15 protein-coding genes are annotated in these 18516 nt (G+C 75.3%); 7 read left to right on the top strand and 8 right to left on the bottom strand.

Annotated elements, in window-relative coordinates:
• The first annotated feature begins 54 nt into the window (after window positions 1–54).
• On the top strand, window positions 55–639 hold the full coding sequence (locus tag ABEB07_RS34575) for a TetR/AcrR family transcriptional regulator (protein ID WP_345671996.1): 585 nt from the start codon (window positions 55–57) through the stop codon (window positions 637–639).
• Window positions 640–947: 308 nt separating this feature from the next.
• Here ABEB07_RS34575 and gcl read toward each other — a convergent pair whose 3' ends face one another.
• The 3 genes from gcl to ABEB07_RS34560 form a co-directional block, all read right to left on the bottom strand.
• Window positions 948–2732 carry a glyoxylate carboligase gene (gcl, locus tag ABEB07_RS34570; protein ID WP_176151033.1) on the bottom strand — a complete coding sequence of 595 codons (1785 nt, stop codon included), beginning with the start codon at window positions 2730–2732 and terminating at the stop codon, window positions 948–950.
• Between the two features lie 361 nt (window positions 2733–3093).
• Window positions 3094–4737 (bottom strand): AMP-binding protein, encoded by a 1644-nt coding sequence (locus tag ABEB07_RS34565; protein WP_345671994.1) that lies wholly within the window; start codon window positions 4735–4737, stop codon window positions 3094–3096.
• Window positions 4734–6407 carry an AMP-binding protein gene (locus ABEB07_RS34560; RefSeq protein ID WP_176151031.1) on the bottom strand — a complete coding sequence of 558 codons (1674 nt, stop codon included), beginning with the start codon at window positions 6405–6407 and terminating at the stop codon, window positions 4734–4736. Before ABEB07_RS34560 ends, ABEB07_RS34565 begins: the two co-directional genes overlap by 4 nt.
• A 135-nt stretch (window positions 6408–6542) precedes the next feature.
• Here ABEB07_RS34560 and ABEB07_RS34555 point away from each other — a divergent pair, with 135 nt between their 5' ends.
• From ABEB07_RS34555 to ABEB07_RS34545, 3 genes are all read left to right on the top strand, one after another.
• Complete coding sequence (locus tag ABEB07_RS34555; RefSeq protein WP_345671992.1) at window positions 6543–7409, top strand: helix-turn-helix transcriptional regulator; 867 nt, start codon at window positions 6543–6545, stop codon at window positions 7407–7409.
• 384 nt (window positions 7410–7793) lie between these two features.
• Window positions 7794–10694, top strand: a complete 2901-nt coding sequence (locus ABEB07_RS34550; protein WP_345671990.1) for a helix-turn-helix transcriptional regulator — start codon at window positions 7794–7796, stop codon at window positions 10692–10694.
• 549 nt (window positions 10695–11243) lie between these two features.
• Window positions 11244–12068: a S1 family peptidase gene (locus ABEB07_RS34545; RefSeq protein ID WP_345671989.1), complete on the top strand. Its 825-nt coding sequence runs from the start codon at window positions 11244–11246 to the stop codon at window positions 12066–12068.
• A gap of 118 nt (window positions 12069–12186) precedes the next feature.
• On the opposite strand, the gene ABEB07_RS34540 is transcribed toward ABEB07_RS34545, so the two are convergent.
• Entirely contained in the window at window positions 12187–12459 is a 273-nt protein-coding gene (locus ABEB07_RS34540) for a DUF6343 family protein (protein ID WP_176151027.1), read from the bottom strand.
• 140 nt (window positions 12460–12599) lie between these two features.
• Window positions 12600–13085 carry a TIGR03668 family PPOX class F420-dependent oxidoreductase gene (locus ABEB07_RS34535; protein ID WP_345671988.1) on the bottom strand — a complete coding sequence of 162 codons (486 nt, stop codon included), beginning with the start codon at window positions 13083–13085 and terminating at the stop codon, window positions 12600–12602.
• Between the two features lie 127 nt (window positions 13086–13212).
• Between ABEB07_RS34535 and ABEB07_RS34530 the strand changes: the two genes are divergently transcribed.
• The 3 genes from ABEB07_RS34530 (at window position 13213) to ABEB07_RS34520 (ending at window position 15363) form a co-directional block, all read left to right on the top strand.
• Window positions 13213–13953 carry an MgtC/SapB family protein gene (locus ABEB07_RS34530; protein WP_164587789.1) on the top strand — a complete coding sequence of 247 codons (741 nt, stop codon included), beginning with the start codon at window positions 13213–13215 and terminating at the stop codon, window positions 13951–13953.
• 97 nt (window positions 13954–14050) lie between these two features.
• Window positions 14051–14980 carry a polysaccharide pyruvyl transferase family protein gene (locus ABEB07_RS34525; protein ID WP_345671986.1) on the top strand — a complete coding sequence of 310 codons (930 nt, stop codon included), beginning with the start codon at window positions 14051–14053 and terminating at the stop codon, window positions 14978–14980.
• 68 nt (window positions 14981–15048) lie between these two features.
• Window positions 15049–15363, top strand: coding sequence for a DUF3040 domain-containing protein (locus tag ABEB07_RS34520; RefSeq protein WP_176151023.1), 315 nt, complete (start codon window positions 15049–15051; stop codon window positions 15361–15363).
• A 79-nt stretch (window positions 15364–15442) separates the two neighbouring features.
• Here ABEB07_RS34520 and ABEB07_RS34515 read toward each other — a convergent pair whose 3' ends face one another.
• From ABEB07_RS34515 to ABEB07_RS34505, 3 genes are read right to left on the bottom strand one after another with little or no spacing between them, the layout of a single operon-like run.
• Window positions 15443–16339, bottom strand: coding sequence for a glycosyltransferase family 2 protein (locus ABEB07_RS34515; RefSeq protein WP_345671985.1), 897 nt, complete (start codon window positions 16337–16339; stop codon window positions 15443–15445).
• Window positions 16336–17292 (bottom strand): glycosyltransferase family 2 protein, encoded by a 957-nt coding sequence (locus tag ABEB07_RS34510; protein ID WP_345671984.1) that lies wholly within the window; start codon window positions 17290–17292, stop codon window positions 16336–16338. The genes ABEB07_RS34515 and ABEB07_RS34510 overlap by 4 nt, the downstream gene beginning before the upstream one ends.
• 18 nt (window positions 17293–17310) lie before the next feature.
• Window positions 17311–18249 (bottom strand): glycosyltransferase family 9 protein, encoded by a 939-nt coding sequence (locus ABEB07_RS34505; RefSeq protein WP_345672138.1) that lies wholly within the window; start codon window positions 18247–18249, stop codon window positions 17311–17313.
• Window positions 18250–18516 lie beyond the last annotated feature (267 nt).

Here is an 18516-nt window from a genome sequence, read left to right as displayed (position 1 = left end):
TTCACTGATCCGAATATATGGATCAGTGAACCGTTTCGTCAAGCAAGGAGACCGATGCGAGTCGACGCGCAGCGAAACCGCGACCATCTGCTCGCCGTGGCGGGTCCCGTCGTGGCCGAGCGGGGCATCGATGTGTCGATGCGCGACATCGCGCGCAGAGCCGGCGTCGGCCTCGCGACGCTGCTGCGGCACTTCCCTACGCGCGAGGCGCTCCTGGAGGGCCTGCTGCACGCGAGCTTCGGCGACCTGACGACCAGAGCGAGTGAGCTGGAGACGGCGCACACGGCCGAGGACGCTCTCGCCTTCTGGGTGCGCGACTGCGTCGCCTGGACGACCGAGTACCGAGGGGTGACCGTCCTGATGGCGGCGGCCATCGAGGACCCCGAATCCGCCCTGCACGCCTCGTGCGTCACCCTGCGCGCGGCCGGCGCCCGGCTCCTCGCTCGGGCCCAGGCCGCGGGCACGGCCCGCGACGACCTCGACGGCGACGACCTCTTCGCCCTGATGGCCATGCTCGCGTGGGCCGGCGATCAACCCGCGCTCGCGCCCCGCGCCGACCACCTCTTCGACCTCGTCACCAGCGCCGTGCTGACGCGCGCGGACGGCGACCGGGGCACGGGCGCCCGGCGCGCGATCTGATCCGACGCGGATGTTCCTCGGAGCCCGCGTACTGCATCGGGCCCAGGGCTACTACGTCATGCTCAAATCAAGCTCTGAACCCGGTCGCGGGGGCTTCGCTGGGGGTCGGAAGAGGGCAGACTTCCCCTCACACAGGGCCCGTCGGGAACGGGGGCGGCGGGGCCTGTGGGCACGGGGGCACGGGGGAAGCGGGACCCGCCGGTACGGGGGTGGCGGGGCCCGCTGTGCACGCACGGCGAAGGGGTGGACCGTCCCAGGACGGTCCACCCCTTCGCGTGGTGCGGGTGTGCAGGCGGTGTGGCTGTGCGTCAGACCTTGAGCGGCTTGATCGCGGTCGGCGCGTGGCCCGGCTCGGTGGCCAGCTCCTCGAACTCCACGACGTTGCCGATGTCGTTGGTGCCCGACATGGAGATGTTGGTGACGCGCTCCAGGATCGCCTCGACCACGACCGGCACCCGGAACTCCGCGGCGAGCTTCTTGGCCTGCTCGAAGGCGGCGCCCAGCTCGGCCGGGTCGGTCACCCGGATCGCCTTGCAGCCCAGGCCCTCGGCGACCTTGACGTGGTCGACGCCGTAGACGCCCAGCTCGGGCGAGTTGACGTTCTCGAACTCCAGGTTGACCTGGAAGTCGATGTCGAACGCCCGCTGCGCCTGGCGGATCAGGCCCAGGTAGGAGTTGTTGACCAGGACGTGCACGTAGGGGATCTTGTGCTGCGCGCCGACGGCCAGCTCCTCCAGCATGAACTGGAAGTCGTAGTCGCCGGAGAGCGCCACGACCGGGGCGTCCGGGTCGGCCTTGGCGACGCCGAGCGCGGCCGGGATGGTCCAGCCGAGCGGGCCCGCCTGGCCGCAGTTGATCCAGTGCCGCGGCCGGTAGACGTGCAGCATCTGGGCGCCGGCGATCTGGGAGAGGCCGATGGTGGAGACGTACCGGGTATCCGGGCCGAACGCCTTGTTCATCTCCTCGTAGACACGCTGCGGCTTGATCGGGATGTCGTCGAAGTGGGTACGGCGCTGGAGCGCGGCCTTGCGCTCCTGCGCGGAGGCCGCCCAGGCCGAGCGGTCGGGCAGCCGGCCGGCCGCCTTCAGCTCCTTGGCGACCGTCACGAACAGCTCAAGCGCGGCCTTGGCGTCGGAGGCGATGCCGTAGTCCGGGGCGAAGATCTTGCCGATCTGGGTGGGCTCGACGTCGACGTGGACGAACTTGCGGCCGGCCGTGTAGACGTCCAGCTTGCCGGTGTGGCGGTTGGCCCAGCGGTTGCCGATGCCGAGGACGAAGTCGGACTCCAGGAAGGTCGCGTTGCCGTAGCGGTGCGAGGTCTGGAGGCCGACCATGCCGGCGTTCAGCTCGTGGTCGTCGGGCAGGATGCCCCAGCCCATCAGGGTCGGCACGACCGGCGTGCCGGTCAGCTCGGCGAACTCCACCAGCAGTTCGGCCGCGTCCGCGTTGATGACGCCGCCGCCCGCGACGATCAGCGGCCGCTCGGCGGCGGTCAGCATCGCGAGCGCCTTCTCGATCTGCGGGCGGGTCGCGGCGGGCTTGTAGACGGGCAGCGGCTCGTAGGTCTCCGGGTCGAACTCGATCTCCGTCAGCTGCACGTCGATCGGCAGGTCGATCAGGACCGGGCCGGGGCGGCCGGAGCGCATCAGGTGGAAGGCCTGCTGGAAGACGCCGGGGACCTGCGCGGCCTCCAGGACGGTGACCGCCATCTTGGTCACCGGCTTGGCGATGGAGGCGATGTCGACGGCCTGGAAGTCCTCCTTGTGGATCACGGCGGTGGGCGCCTGGCCCGTGATGCACAGGATCGGGATGGAGTCGCCGATGGCCGAGTACAGACCGGTGATCATGTCGGTGCCGGCCGGGCCCGAGGTGCCGATGCAGACGCCGATGTTGCCGGCGTGGGTGCGGGTGTAGCCCTCGGCCATGTGGGAGGCGCCCTCGACGTGGCGGGCGAGGGTGTGGTTGATGCCGCCGGAGGCCTTGAGGGCCGCGTAGAAGGGGTTGATCGCCGCGCCCGGCACACCGAACGCGTCGGCGACGCCCTCGCGCTTGAGGATCTCAACTGCCGCGCGGGCAGCGGTCATACGAGCCATCGAGTACTCCTGCTTCGGCTGTCTTCTGCTGTCTTCGGCTGCCGGATTCGCACGCCCGTCGCGCCCCGCGGTGAGCTGTGTCCGTACTTCCGTATAGCGGAAAGTATTTTCTACGATCTGGAAGCAATGTAGGGGGGAGCGGTGAAGGCGTCAAGGGCGTCCCGTACGCCGGAACGCGCGGCGGGGGCGGGCGTCCGGGCGCGGGCTGACCGGGGTGCGGAGACGACGAAGGGGACCCGAAGGTCCCCTGGGAAACGGAAACGGACCCCGGCCCGTCGCCGTGTGCGCCGCCTGCCGCGCACTCGGTTCCTTGGGCCGGGGTCCCCCGGTCGTTCCTGCCGGACACTCGCTCCGGGGCTGCTCACGCCTCCCCGGGCGCCGCGGCGCCGTACCGCTCGCGCAGCTCGATCTTGCGCACCTTCCCCGACACCGTCATCGGGAAGGCGTCCAGGACGCTCAGCCGGCTCGGGATCTTGTAGTGCGCCAGCCGGTCCGCGCAGAACGCCCGCAGCTCCTGAAGGGTCAGCGGGTCGGCCGCGTCCAGCGGGATCACACAGGCGAGCACCTCCTCGCCGTACCTCTCGTGCGGCACGCCGACCACCTGTACGTCGCGGATCTTGGGGTGGCCGTAGAGGAACTCCTCGATCTCGCGCGGGTAGACGTTCTCGCCGCCCCGGATGATCATGTCCTTGATCCGGCCGACGATCTCCACATAGCCGTCCTCGCGCATCACCGCGAGGTCCCCGGTGTGCATCCAGCGGCCCGCGTCGATCGCCTCGGCGCTCTTCTCCGGCTCGGCCCAGTAGCCGAGCATCACGCTGTAGCCCCGGGTGCACAGCTCCCCCGCCGTGCCGCGCGGCCGCGTCACACCGGTGGCCGGGTCGACGATCTTCACCTCCAGGTGCGGCAGCACCCGGCCGACCGTGCCGGTGCGGTGTTCGAGGTCGTCGTCCGTCCGGGTCTGCAACGACACCGGGGAGGTCTCGGTCATGCCGTAGCAGATGGCGACCTCGGCCATGTGCATCTCGGCGACCACCCGCTTCATCACCTCCACCGGGCAGGGCGAGCCCGCCATGATGCCGGTGCGCAGGGTGGACAGGTCGTACCCGGCGAAGCCGGGCAGGTTCAGCTCGGCGATGAACATCGTCGGCACGCCGTACAGCGAGGTGCAGCGCTCCCGCTCGACGGCCGCCAGGGTGGCCGCGGGGTCGAAGGAGGCGGCCGGGACGACCAGGCACGCGCCGTGCGAGGTGGCCGCGAGGTTGCCCATCACCATGCCGAAGCAGTGGTAGAAGGGCACCGGCACGCACACCCGGTCCTGCTCGCTGTAGGCGATCAACTCACCGACGAAGTAACCGTTGTTGAGGATGTTGTGGTGGGAGAGCGTGGCACCCTTCGGGAAGCCGGTGGTGCCCGAGGTGTACTGGATGTTGATCGGGTCGTCGCAGGACAACTCGGCGGCGCGCAGGCGCAGTTCCTCGGCGCGGTCGGCCGTGCCGCGGGCGGCGAAGGCCGTCCAGCTCGGGTCGTCGATGTAGACGGCCTCGCGCAAGTCCGGGCAGGCGGGCCTCACTTGCTCCACCATGGCCCGGTAGTCGCTGCCCTTGTGCCGCAGCGAGGCGAAGAGCAGCGAGATGCCCGCCTGCTTGAGGACGTACGCGACCTCGTGCGTGCGGTACGCCGGGTTGATGTTCACCATGATCGCGCCGATGCGGGCGGTGGCGTACTGCACCAGCACCCATTCGGCGCAGTTGACGGCCCAGATGCCCACCCGGTCGCCCTTGGCGACGTCGCTCGCCAGCAGCGCGCGGGCCAGCCGGTCCACGTCGGCGGCGAACTCGGCGTACGTCCAGCGCCGGCCGGAGGGGACGTCGACCAGCGCCTCCCGGTCGGGCCAGGCGGCGACGGCCCGGTCCAGGTTGGCGCCGATGGTGTCGCCGAGCAGGGCCGTCCCGCCCGTCCCGTGCGCGTACGACGGCTCAGCGGCCGGCCGGTCGTCGGTCACCGGAAGTCCTCCTCGCGGTACTCGGCGTCCGAGCCGCCGGCCGTGGCCTCGCGCAGCTCGACCCGGCGGATCTTGCCGGAGACGGTCTTGGGCAGCTCGCCGAACTCCAGCCGGCGCACCCGCTTGTAGGGGGCGAGGACCTGCCGGGAGTGCTCGAAGAGCACCTTGGCGGTGTCCGGGCCCGGCTCCCAGCCCGCCGCGAGCACCACGTACGCCTTCGGCACGGCCAGGCGCACCTCGTCCGGCGCGGGCACGACGGCCGCCTCGGCCACCGCCTCGTGCTCCAGCAGCGCGCTCTCCAGCTCGAACGGGCTGATCTTGTAGTCGGATGCCTTGAAGACGTCGTCGGAGCGGCCCACATAGGTGAGGTAGCCGTCCTCGTCGCGCGAGGCCACGTCGCCGGTGCGGTAGTAGCCGCCGGCCATCGCCTCGGCGGTGCGGTCGGCGTCGCCGTGGTAACCGGTCATCAGGCCGACCGGGCGGGCCGACAGGTCGAGCGCGATCTCGCCCTCGCGGGCGCCGGGCGCGCCGGAGACCGGGTCGAGCAGCTCGACGCGGAAGCCGGGGCTCGGCCGGCCCATGGAGCCGGTCTTGAGGGTCTGGCCGGGGCTGTTGGAGACCTGCACGGCCGTCTCGGTCTGCCCGAAGCCGTCCCGGACGCTGACGCCCCAGGCCCGCCGGACCTGCTCGATGACCTCCGGGTTCAGCGGCTCGCCGGCGGCGACGACCTCGCGCGGCGGGGTGGCCAGCCGGCTCAGGTCGGCCTGGATGAGCATGCGCCACACGGTGGGCGGCGCGCAGAAGGAGGTGACGCCGACGCGGTCCATCTCGGCCATCAGCCGGGCGGCGTCGAAGCGGGTGTAGTTGTGGATGAACACGGTCGCCTCGGCGTTCCACGGCGCGAACAGGTTCGACCAGGCGTGCTTGGCCCAGCCGGGCGAGGAGATGTTCAGGTGCACGTCGCCGGGCTTGAGGCCGATCCAGTACATGGTGGCCAGGTGCCCGATGGGGTACGAGGTGTGGGTGTGCTCGACCAGCTTGGGGCGGGCGGTGGTGCCCGAGGTGAAGTAGAGCATCAGCGGGTCGTCGGCGAGGGTGGGTCCGTCCGGGACGAACCCGGCGGGCGCCGCGTACACGTCCTCGTACGGCTCCCAGCCCTCCTCGGGCAGCCCGCCGACCGAGATCCGGGTGAAGGCGCCGGGCACGTCGTCGAACTTCGCGGTGTCCTCGGCGCGCGCGATCACGTGCTTGACCCGGCCGCGCTCGACCCGGTCGCGCAGGTCGGCGGGGCCGAGCAGCGGGGTGGCCGGGATGACGACGGCGCGCAGCTTCATCGCGGCCAGCGCGGTCTCCCACAGTTCGGCCTGGTTGCCGAGCATGACGAGGATGCGGTCCTCCGGCTGCACGCCCCGGTCGCGCAGCCAGTTCGCGGCCCGGTTGGAGCGTTCGGCCAGCTGGGCGAAGGAGAGCCTGGTCTCGGCGCCGTCCTCCTCGACGATGTGCAGGGCGGTGCGGTCGTTGCCCTCGGCGACGGCGTCGAACCAGTCCAGCGCCCAGTTGAAGTGCTCCGGGCGGGGCCACTGGAATCCGGCGTACGCCGCGGCGTAGTCGTCACGGTGCTCCAGCAGGAAGTCCCGCGCCCCGCGGAAGGTCTCCGTCGCCGTCGTCATCTGTCCTCCATGTGCGGTCCAGAATCCGGACCATTGCCGTGCGGCTCGGCTCCATCGTGTAATCCGTGATGCAGGTCTCACTACCCCCGAACGGGGGTGTGGTGGGGCACGGGCGGATGACGAAGGGGCGAGCGGGTGACGGCTGAGGCGTCCGGGGCGGCGGAGATCAGGGGTGCGCTGGTGCGGCTGCGGCGGGCGACGGGGCTGCCGGTCGCCTTCGGCGGGCTGGTCGAACCCGGCCGGCCACGGGTGCGGATCAGCGAGCTGACGGGCACGGCCACGCTCGCGCTCAGCGCCCTCGCGGTGGTCTCGGGCAACGGGCTCGGCGGCAAGGCGGTCGCGCTGGCCCGGCCCTGCGCGGTGACGGACTACTCGATGTCCCGGCGGATCAGCCACGAGTACGACGCGGCGGTCGCGGCGGAGGGCCTGCGGTCGGTGCTCGCGGTGCCGGTGGTGGTGCGGCGGCGGGTGCGCGGGGTGCTGTACGGCGCGCTGCGCACCGCCCAGCCGCTGGGCGACCGCACGCTGAGCGCGGCGGTGGCGGCGGCGCGGGACGTGGAGCAGGCGCTCGTGGTGCGGGAGGAGGCGCGGGCGCTGCTCGCGGCGGCCGCCGGGCCCGGGGCGTCGTCCGGAGCGTCGTACGGGGCGTCGCCCGGGGAGCCCGCCTCCGGGGCGGCGTGGGAGCAGGTGCGCGAGGCGCACGCGGCGCTGCGGGCGCTGGCGCCGCGGATCCCCGACCCCGAGCTGCGGGCGGAGCTGCTGTCCGCGTGCGGTCTGCTGACCGCGGCGACGGCGCCGGCCGCCGCCGTGCGGCTGGCGCCGCGCGAGGTCGACGTACTGGCCTGCGTGGCGGCGGGCGCGACCAACGCGGGCGCCGCCGCCCGGCTGGGGCTCGGCGCCGAGACGGTCAAGGCCTACCTCCGCTCGGCCATGCGCAAGCTGGGCGCGCACACGCGGGGCGAGGCGGTGACGGCGGCACGACGGGCGGGGGTGCTGCCCTGAGGGCGGGGCGCTGCCCGGAGGGCGGGGGCTCGGGACGGGGCGCGCGTGCAGGTACGGGCGCGGGTGCGGGTGCGGGGGCTGCCGTGCGGGGGGCGCGGGGCCTTGGGAACGGCGGGAACCAGGCGCTCCCGGGGCCTTGGGAACGGCGGGGCGGGGCCGGTCGGAGGGTGGTGAGCGGCGTCGCGGGGGCGGGCGGACGGAGTACCGTCGGGCGGGTCGTGGGGGTACCTTCGAAGGGCTGTCCGTGTGGGGTTCGTATTCATTCGCCGGGACTTTCCATAGGCGGTGTGCCGGCCGCTGTTATTTCCCTCACCACCCCGACCGTCCGAAATTCAAGGTCCCGTTGCCTAGAATTTGGCCCGAACACGACATTCGAGGGGAGCGGTGACCGTGCGACGGGACTTCAAGGACCCTGCGAGCTGCCGCTCCGACCTCGTCATCGGCCAGGAGGAGCCGTCGGCCGCGGCGCGCGAGCAGCTCGCCCGCGGCGGCAGTGTGCTGCTGCACGGCCCGGCGGGAATAGGAAAGTCGACCGTTCTGCGGGCATTGGCAGCGGAATACGCGCCGACCGCCCGCACGGTGTTGCGCTGCTCGGCGACCGAGTCCGAATCCCACCTCCCCTTCCTCGCCCTCGCCGACCTCCTTGGTCTGGTCCTGGAGGAGATCTCCGGCACCCTGCCCGCCGCCCAGCGCACCGCGCTGGAGTCGGCGCTCACCGGCCGCGGCGAGTCCACCCTCCAGCGCGACGGCCTCGCCCTGCGCCTGGCGGTGCTCTCCGCGCTGCGCGCCCTCGCCGCGCAGGGCCCCGTCCTGCTCGTCGCCGACGACCTCCAGTGGCTGGACTCGGCCAGCGCGGAACTCCTCGGCTTCGCCGCCCGCCGGCTCGGTGGCACCCCGGTGCAGATGCTGTGCGCGGTGCGCACCGAGGACGAGGAGTACGACCGCCATCTGCGGGCCAGTCCGCCCGACACCCTCTCCGTACGGCTCGGCCCGCTCACCCGTGACCAGGTCTCCACGCTCCTCGATCACCGCGGCTACACCGGCCTGCCCCGCTCCACGGTCCGCGAGATCCACCGCACCAGCGGCGGCAACCCGCTGTTCGCGCTGGAGCTGGGCCGGGCGCTGGCCGAGACGCCCGCCTCGCCGCGCCCGGGCGAGCCGCTGCCGGTGCCCACCTCGCTGCGCGCCCTGGTGCTCAGCCGGCTGGAGATGCTCTCCGACGAGGCCCGCCGCACCCTGCTCGTGGCCAGCGCCGGCGCCCGCCCCACCCCCGCCCTGCTGCACGCGGCCGGCCGGGAGAACGCCGAGGCCGAGTGCGCCCAGGCCGCCGAACTCGGGCTGCTGGCGACCGAGCCGGAGGGGCCGGCCGTACGGTTCGCGCACCCGCTGATCTCGGCCGCGCTGTACGCCGAGGCGCCCGCCCAGGAGCGGCGGGCCGCGCACACCGCGCTGTCCACCGCCGCCTCCGACCCCATCGAACGGGCCCGCCACCTGGCCCTGGCCAGCACCGGCACCGACCCGGAGGTGGCCGCCCGGCTCGCCGAGGCAGCGGCCCTGGCCAGGGACCGCGGGGCGCCCTCGGTGGCCGCCTCGCTCGGGCTGCTCGCCGCCCGGCACACCCCCGCCGACGGCGAACCGGGCCCGGACGAGCGGCGGTTGCAGGCCGCCGAGGACGCCATCACGGCCGGCGAGGCGGACCTCGCCCGCGACATCGCCCGCGAGGTGCTGACCCGGGCCGCCGTGCCGGCCGAGCGGGTGCGGGCGTGGATGGTGGTGATCGAGGCGGCCGGGCAGGCCCTCGGCGACGTGGACGCCGTCTTCCCGCAGGCGCTGGCCGACGCCGGCGACGACCCCCGGCTGCTGGCCCTGGTGCACTACATGCTGGCCTGGCGGGCGCTGATCGTGGCGGGCGACTTCGCCGAGGCCCGGCAGGAGGCCGCGCACGCCGCCGAGCTGGCGGCCCGCGCCGGGGACCGGCGCACCGAGCTGATGTCGCTGGCCCACCAGGCCTCCACCGAGACCCTGATGGGCCACCCCGACGCCGCCGCGACGACCCAGCGGGCGCTGGCCGAACCGCAGGACGACTATGTGGCCTGCCACCACAACGGCGTCGGCTCGGCCCGGTTCCGCTGGCTGCTGATGAACGGCCGGCTGGCCGAGGCCCGGGCCACCATCACCGCGCTGCTGCGCGAGGTGCGGCGGCGCGGGATGGTCGAGAGCGAGGTGCACTTCCTGCGCTCGCACGCCGAGACCGAACTGCTGGCCGGGCACTGCGGGCGCGCCCTCGACCTGGCCCGGGAGAGCCTGCGGCTGGCGCGGGACACCGGCATCGGGGAGGGCGCCTCCGCGATGCTGGCCTCGCTGGCCGAGGCCTCCGGCGGGGACACCGGGCGGGGTCTCGCGCTGGCCCGGGAAGCGGTGGGGCACGCCGAGGAGGACGGCGACCTGATGTACCTCTCGCGCGCCCTGGCGGCCCTCGGCTACGCCCGGTTCGTCGCCGGGGACGCGCAGGCCGCGGTGGACGCGCTGCGCCGGGTGCGGGAACTGGAGGCGGGGCTCGGCATCACCGACCCGGCGCGCGGGCGCTGGCACGGCGACCTGGCCGAGGCACTGGTGCTGGTCGGCGAGGTGGCCGAGGCGCAGCAGGTGGTCGACACCGCGCGCGAGCACGCGCTGCGGCTGGGCCGGGAGAGCGTGCTGGCCGTACTGGACCGGGCCGAGGCGCTGGTCCGGGCGGCGCGCGGCGAGACGGACGCCGCGCTCGCGCAGCTGACGTCGGCGCAGGACCGGCTGGCGAAGCTGGGCAACTCGCTGGAGGAGGCGCGGGCCGCGTTCGCGCTGGCCCGGCTGCGCACGGCGCCCGGCGCGCCGGGCGAGGCCGTCGGCGGGACCGGGGCCGGTGCGGCGCCGGGGCCGATGTCCTACGACGAGGCGGTACGGCTGTTCCGGCGCTGCCGGGCGCAGCCGTGGCTGCGGATGGCGGAGGCGTCCGCCCGTGCCCGCCCGGCCCGGCCGCGGGCCGCGCCGGCCGCGCCGGAGGGTTCCGGCGCGGTGCCGGAGGGCGCCGCGGCACTGGACGGGCGCGCGGTCCTGGAGGGGCTGGCGGCGATGGAACGCCAGGTGGCCTCGCTGGTCATGGAGGGCGCGACCAACCGGGAGATCGCCGCGCGGCTGTTCGTCAGCGTCAAGACGGTCGAGGCGACCCTCACCCGGGTCTACCGCAAGCTGGGGATCCGTTCGCGGGTGGACATCGTCCGTTTGGCGGCGGGCCGGCGCGCGAAGTGAGCGCGGTGCGGGTTGACTGGGCCGTGCGGGTCCAGTGAGGAGCCCTGCCGGGCGGTCGCGGCCGAACGGCCGGTTCTCGCCCGGTCCTCGGCGGCATGCCGGCTGGTTCTCGGCTGCGTATCGGCTGGTTCTCGGCTGCGTGTCGGCTGGTTTTCAGCTCGTTCTCGGCTGGTGCCGGTCGGGTGCGCCGGGTACGCCGGGTGCGCCGGGGTGGCCAACTCGTCTGGGAACAGCCGGAAATGGCCGGAACCGGTCGGGGCCGGCCGAAAGCGGCCGGAGCCGGACGGGTGCGGCCGAGGCCGGACGGGTGCGGACACAGCGCGCCGGAGCGGGGCCGAACGGCCCTGCCTGCCGGGCCGGTTGGGCGGACCGAGGGTTTTCCCTGACCGGGGGGCCTAGGGGGTTCCCTCATTGGAGGCGGCCGGGCCGGGCCCTAGCGTAAGGGACGTGCCGATCGCCCGGGCACCCGGGAGTCCGCACCGGACTCCAGGACTTCCGTGCTTCACCCCACCCGCGCGAGCCCCATCGGCCGGCCCCACGAGGAGACGCATGCTCGGCCTCACCCGCGTCGGACGCACCTGCGGCAAACGGACCGCCGCCGCCCTCGCGACCGGCGCCGCCACCACCGCCACCGCGCTGCTCACCGCTCCCACCGCGACCGCCGACCCCCGCCCCGCCGAGGCCCCCCGGCCCATCGTCGGCGGCACCACGACCACGACGGCCGACTACCCCTTCGTCGTGCAGCTCACGGACGCGGCCGGCAACCAGTTCTGCGGGGGCACCCTGGTGGCGGCGCGCAAGGTGGTCACCGCGGCGCACTGCGTGGCGGGCGAGGGCGCCGGGAACGTCCGCGTGGTCGGCGGCCGGACCTATCTGGACGGCGCCGACGGCACGGTGAGCGGCCTGGACGGCATCTGGGTGGCCCCGGACTACACGGACGCGGCCGGCGGTGACGACGTGGCCGTGCTGACCCTGTCGACGGCGATGCCGTACACCCCGGCGAAGTACGTCTCCCCCACCGACACGGACGTGTACGCGGCCGGCACGACCGCCCGGATCCTCGGCTGGGGCACCACCTCCGAAAGCGGCGGCTCCTCCAACCAGTTGCGCACCGCGACCGTCCCGGTCGCCTCCGACGCCGACTGCGAGAGCGCCTACGGCTCCGACTTCGTCGCGAGCGACATGGTTTGCGCCGGACCCCGGTCCGGCGGCACAGACACCTGCCAGGGCGACAGCGGCGGTCCCCTGCTAGTCGGGGGCGTCCTGGCAGGGATCACTTCCTGGGGCAACGGCTGTGCCGAGGCCGGTTACCCGGGTGTCTACACCCGGCTGACCACCTTCTCCGGCCCGGTCACGGCGCAGGTCGGCCCCTGAAGGTTCCCGGGGGGATCCCCCGGGTGCGATACCAGGGGGCGTTGCGAGCCACCACGAGCGGCCCGCAACGCCCCCTCTCCATGCCCGCCCCGCGCGGGGCGCGACGCGCCGGCCGGGGTCAGACGGTCCGGCCCCGTCCGGAGTGCAGCCGGCGGCCGACGACCAGCAGGTCCACCGCGGCGATCAGGGCGAGCGCCGCGCAGACGCCGGCCAGGGTGGCCAGGACCGTGCCGCCGGGGCTGTCGCCGGGCCCCGACCGGGTGGCCCAGTACGCGAACAGGGCGGCGGCGAGGGCGAAGACGGGCAGGAAGACACCGGACAGCAGCCGGCGCAGCCGCAGCGGACTGCGCGCGTGGCGCGGCTCGGTGCCGGAACGGGGGGCGTCGTGCACGGTCGCTTCCCTTCGCCTCGTGTGCGTACGGCCTCGGCGATCGTCGTCCGGTCGGCCTCGGCGACCGGCCTCTTTCGCGTGCGGGTTCAGCGGGCTGCGCGCCGCGTAACCGGATCCGGCGGGCCCAAACAACGTGGCCGTCAGCCGTCCGGTCCGGCGGCCCGCCAGCCGCTCCAGCGGTGGACGGCGACGTCGATCACCGGGCCGCCGGGCGGGGCGGCGCGGTACTGCGGGTACTTGCCGCACAGGCGGGCGCGGGCCGCCGCGCAGCGCTCGCGGTCGCCGGGGTCCGGGGCGTCCGGCGCGACGACGCGGGCCGTGCCGTCGGCCCTGGCCCACCACAGCCGGTCCCAGTCCTCGTCGTAGGCGTCCGCCAGCAGGCACACGGCCGGGTTCGCCCCGATGTCGCAGAGGCGGGCCAGACGCGGGGTGCGCTTGGGCTTGTGGTCGACCGCCGTCACCAGGCCGTACCCGCCGCCGTACCCGCCGAACCCGTCATCCGCGGCGTACACGGCGAACACCACCGGGACCAGCCGGGGGTGCCCGGCCGGGTCCACCGTGGCCAGCCGGGCCACCCGGGCGGCGGCGAACCGCCGCCGCGCCTGTTCGGCGTCCATCCGCGGCACCGGCACCGCTCCTTCCGCCGCGCGCTTTCCGATCTCCCGTGCCGGGTACCCCGGCAGCGCCCCCGCGGCCACACAATGGGCGACGGGGCCGACGGACGGCCGACACGACGCCGACGAGGGGAGACGCATGCCGGGGCTCGCCGTTCCGCTGTGGGACGTGGCCAACGGACAGGGACTGCGCCAACTGGCCGAACTGGGTCTGGCGCTGCTGCTGTCCAGCCTGATCGGCTGGGAGCGGGAGGCCCACCAGAAGAGCGCCGGGCTGCGCACCCACACCCTGGTCGGGGTCGCCAGCGCCCTGATGATGGAGGTGTCCCAGCACGGGTTCACCAATGTGCTGGGCCTGGACCACGTCTCCTTCGACCCGTCCCGGGTGGCCGCCCAGATCGTCTCCGGCATCGGCTTCATCGGCGGCGGTCTGATCTTCGTACGGCGGGACGCGGTGCGGGGGCTGACCACCGCGGCCACGATCTGGCTGACCTGCGCGGTCGGCATGGCCTGCGGCGGCGGGCTGCCGATCCTTGCCCTGGCGACGACCGCGCTGCACTTCCTCGTCGTCCGCGGCTACCCGTACCTGTCCGGGCGCACGGTGGGCGTCACGCCCAGGGCGGTGGAGGTGCGGCTGACGTATCTGACCGGCCGGGCGCTGCTGCCGCGGCTGATGGAGGCGTGCACCCGGCGGGGGTTCCGCATCACGGAGGTGAAGGCCGACCGGCTGCCCGGCCGCACCGACTCCGCCGCGCGGGTGCTGCTGCGGCTGGAGGGCACGGCGGACGCCGGACGGCTGGCGTCCGAGCTGTTCCAGGACGACGGGGTCGTGGACGTGGAGCTGAGCCTCGCCTCGGAGGAGGACGAGCAGGAGACCTGAACCGGGGCGCCCTGACGGGAGGTGCGGCGCCGCGGGGTGCGCCCGGTCGGGTGAGGGCGGCGCATGGAGTGCGGCGGCGGGGGCACCCGGGCGCACTGTGCACCAGGAACCACACGCGTCACGGATTCTGCTCACCGGCTGGTTCGCCTTCCCGGACGGCGAGGCGACCGCCGGTGACGTCCTGGCGCTGCGGCGCGTCGAGGACGTGCTGCGGCGCGCGGGGCTCGGCTACGACGTCGCCTGGAGCCCCGGGTTCCGGCCGGACGCCCTGCACCTGGCGGACGTGGCGCCCGAGCGGTACGGGCGGCTGGTCTTCGTGTGCGGGCCGCTGCACGGGCCGCAGATCGAGGAGCTGCACCGCCGGTTCGCGCACTGTCTGCGGATCGCGGTCGGCACCTCGGTGATCGACCCGCACGGCCCGGCGGTCACCGGCTTCCACCGGGTGCTGGCCCGCGACGCCCCGGCCGCCGAGCCCGTCCGGGACCTGGCCGCCGCCGCCCCGGCGCTGCCCGCCCGGCCCGTCGTCGGGGTGGTCCTCACCCACGGGCAGCACGAGTACGGGACGGCCCGGCGGCACGACGCGGTGGCCCGGCGGCTGACCGGCTGGCTGCACGGCAAGGACTGCGCGCGGCTGGAGCTGGAGACCCGGCTCGACACCCGCGACTGGCGGCTGTGCGCGACGCCCGCGCAGCTGGAGGCCGTCCTGGAGCGCCTGGACCTGGTCGTCACCGACCGGCTGCACGGGATGGTGCTCGCGCTGCGCGCCGGGACGCCCGCGCTGGCCGTGGACCCGGTCGAGGGCGGCGCGAAGGTGACCGCGCAGGCGCGGGCCTGCGGCTGGCCCGCGCTGGTGCCCGCCGAGCTGCTGGCCGAGGACGGCGCCGCCGAGCTGGACCGCTGGTGGCACTGGTGCCTGGCCGCCGGCCGGGACGCCGCGCGGCGCGTCGGCCGGGGGTTCGCGGCGGGCGCGGGGGGCGACGGGTCCGAGGAACTGGTGGCGGCGCTGGGGCAGCCGGGCGCCGGTTAGTCCGAACGGCCCGCGGGGCACACGGGAGAGGACGCGGCAGGCAGGTCGTTCCCCCCGTAGGAGCAACAGTGTCGACAAGACGACTCCCCGAGCATGAGCAGAAGATCCTGGACGAGATAGAGCGCGCCCTGAACCGCGACCGCCGGCTGGCCCGGCGGCTGCGCGCGGTGCAGCGGCGCCGGCGCCGTCCCGACCTGTCCAGGATGGCGGCCTACGCGCCGCATCCGGTCACGGTGACGGTGCTGGCGGCGGTCGCCCTCGGCCTGATGACCGCGGGCATCGTGACCTCGCAGGTGGCGGTGGTCTGGGCGTTCGCGGCGGTGTGGCCGGTGGCCCTGTTCGCCGGCTTCCGGCTGCTGTGCCGGTGGTCGCGGACGGGCTGAGCGCGGCCGTCCGCCCGGGGGACGCGGAACGCGGGTGAGCCCCGCCGTCGCAGCGGACGGCGGGGCTTCCGCACGGCCGTCACCCCGTGTAGCAGCGGGCCTTGGAGCGGCGCTGGCTGTCCTCCAGGAGGCGGAAGCGGCCCTCCACCTCCGGCGGCAGCACGCGGCGCTCGCGCAGCACCCACGGCAGGGCGGCGGCGGCCTCGGCGAAGGCGCGCAGCGAGGCGCTGTCGCGCGGCACCGTGCGGGCCAGGTGCAGGGTGCGGCGCAGGGCGGGCCGTACCGGGCGGCGCAGCCAGGTGAACCACAGCGTGTTGCGGATGCCGTCCCGGCGGCGGCGGGTGGCGTCGCGGACCGTCGAGGGCTGGTGGTGGATCGTCAGGTGTTCGGCGTACGTCAGCCACCAGCCGGCCGCGGCGAGGTCGGCGGCGAGCAGTTCCTCCTCGCCGCCGAGCCACAGGCGCGGATGGAAGCCGCCGGCGCGCCGGAACGCGTCGGTGCGCAGCACGGTCGCCGCCGCGAGGAACGAGCCGAGCGCCGGGCCCGGCAGCCAACCCGGGCCCGGCACGGGCGAGTCGCGCAGTTCCTCGACGATGGGGTCCTCGGTGCCGGCCGGTTCGACGACGATGCGGGCGGTGACGGCGACGAGCGCGGCGTGCCGGTCGAGCAGATCGGCGGCGCCGGCCAGCGCGCCCGGCGCCCACCAGGAGTCGTCGTCGCAGAAGGCCACGTAGGGGGTGCGGACGTGCCGTACGGCGAGGTTGCGGCCGACGGCGCCGAGGTTGCGGCCGGGGGTGAGCAGGCGTACGCCGGGGTGGCGGCGGGCCACGGCGGCGGCGGTGCCGTCGGTGGAGCCGTTGTCGGTGACGACGATCTCGGGCTGTTCGGGCAGTTCGGCCAGCCGGTCGAGGGTGCGCAGGAGTTCGGGGCGCCGGTTGTGGGTGATGACCACGACGGTGGTGCGGGGGTCGGTCATGGGGTGCCTCCGAGGTCGGCGCGGGCCCGGCGGTCCGCGCCGGCGTCCACGGGGGTGCCGGCGCCCGTGCCGGTGCGCGGGCGCGCGCCGCCCCTGTCGGTGTCCAGCAGGCGGGCGGCGCGTTCCAGGTGCGGGGGCAGCGGGTGGCGGGCGCGCAGGGCGGCGGGCAGCCGGGTCAGCGTCTCGCCGAGCGCGCGCCGGGCCTCGGGGTCGCGGCGGGCGTCGGCGGCCAGGGCGCGGGTGCGGGCGAGGGCGAGCGGCAGGGGGCGGCGCAGCCAGGTGGTGAGGACTTCGTTGCGGCGCTGGACGGCCGGGCGGTCGGGCCGCGGTTTCGGCGCGGGGTGGTGGTGGGCGACCACGTCGGGGCTGTGGGTGACGCCCCAGCCGCGGGCGGCCAGGTCGTAGGCGAGCAGGGTCTCCTCGGCGCCGAAGAAGATCAGCGGGTGGAAGCCGCCCGCGTCGAGGTAGGAGGTGCGGCGGGTGACGCTGGCGCAGGCGAGGAAGCCGAGCACCTGGGTGCCGGGGAGGTCGGCGGCCGGGCCGAGCGGCGAGTGGGCGAGGACCTCGTTGAGCGGGTCGGGCGCGTTCTCGGGGCCGACGAGGGTGCGGGCGGCGAGCAGGCCGAGCCGGGGGTGGGCGTCGAAGAGGCGGGTGGCCTCGGCGAGCGCGCCCGGCGCCCACCAGGAGTCGTCGTCGCTGAAGGCGACGTAGGGGGTGCGCAGGGCGCGGACGCCGTGGGTGCGGGCGAGGGCGCCCCGGTTGAACGGCAGCGCGACCACGCGGACCTGCGGGAACTCGCGGGCCAGGAGGGTGCGGGTGTCGTCGGTGGAGGCGTTGTCGGCGACGACGATCTCGGGGCGTTCGGGCAGCGCGAGCAGATGGCGGAGGGTGACGGCGAGGGAGGCGGAGCGGTTGCGGGTGGCGATGACCACCCCGATGGGTGAGCGTTCCATGGTGCTGGTCCCCTCGGTTCAGCTCGACGGCCCGGGGAGCGCGTCGAGGGCGTCCAGGACCTCGTCGACGGTGATCGCGAGCAGGGCGGGGTCGGGGCGGCGGCCGTGCGGGTCGCCTTCGGGGCCGTGCCACAGGGCGCGGTGGCGCGGGTCGTGCGGCGGCGGGCCCCAGCGGGCGGGCGGTACGGGGCCGCACAGGGTGACCGACGCGGTGGCGTGGGCGACGGCGAGGTGGGCGATGCCGGTGTCGCCGCTGACGACGGCGCGGGCGTCGGCGACCAGGGCGGAGAGCCGGTCCAGGGACAGGCCGCCGCCGAACACGTCGGTGCCGGGCAGGCCGGCCGCCTCGCCGAGCGTGGCGGCGAGGCCGGCCTCGTCCGCTCCCCCGGTGACGACGACGTGCCGGCCGCGGTCCCGCAGGGCCCGGGCCACGGCGGCGAACCGGTCGACGGGCCAGCGGCGGGCGGGGGAACCGGCGCCGGGGTGCAGGACCACCGCGCCGGGAGCGGGGGACGGCGTGGTGGGCCGGGGCAGCCGCAGGTCGGCGGGGTCGGCGTCGAGGCCGTACCAGCGCAGCAGCCGGCACCAGCGGTCCCGTTCGTGCTCGTCGGGGTGCCAGGGCGGGCCGTCGACGCCGGGCGTGCCGGGGTGCGCGAAGGCGAACAGGCGGCCGGGGCGCAGTCGGGCCAGCAGCAGGTGGCTGGGCGGTCCGTTGCCGTGCAAATCGACGGCGACGTCCGGGGGCGGGCCGGTCCAGTCGAGGGTCTCGGGTACGGCGCGCCCGGGCGCGGCGGCGGGCAGCAGCCGGTCCACGGCGCCGGTGGCGAGCGCGAGGGGCGCGAGGGCGGCGGGTGCGGCGAGCACGATCTCGTACCCGGGGAAGGCGCGCCGCAGCGCCCGCAGCGCGGGCACCCCGGCGAGCAGGTCCCCGAGCCCCAGCGCCCGCAGGACGAGCACGCGGAGCGGCGCCCCTTCTGGCCGCCTCTCCGCGTCGGCGGGGGCGGCCGGTCCGGTCGCCCGTCCGCCGTCGTCCGGCGGCTCCGGGCGCGCCGCGCTCCCGCTCCCCCGGCTCACGGGGGCGACGCGCCCGGCCCGCAGAGCGACCTCGCCCGGCGGCCGGTCGCGGCCCGTGCGCACGGTACGGACGGCCGCGCCCGCACGACCACCGCCGGGCCCCGTGTCCGGGCGCGCCTCCGGCACCGCACCCGGCGGCCGGTCCCGGCC

Source organism: Streptomyces similanensis (assembly GCF_039543625.1).
Lineage (GTDB): Bacteria > Actinomycetota > Actinomycetes > Streptomycetales > Streptomycetaceae > Streptomyces > Streptomyces similanensis.
This window is presented reverse-complemented; position numbering and strand designations above follow the sequence as displayed.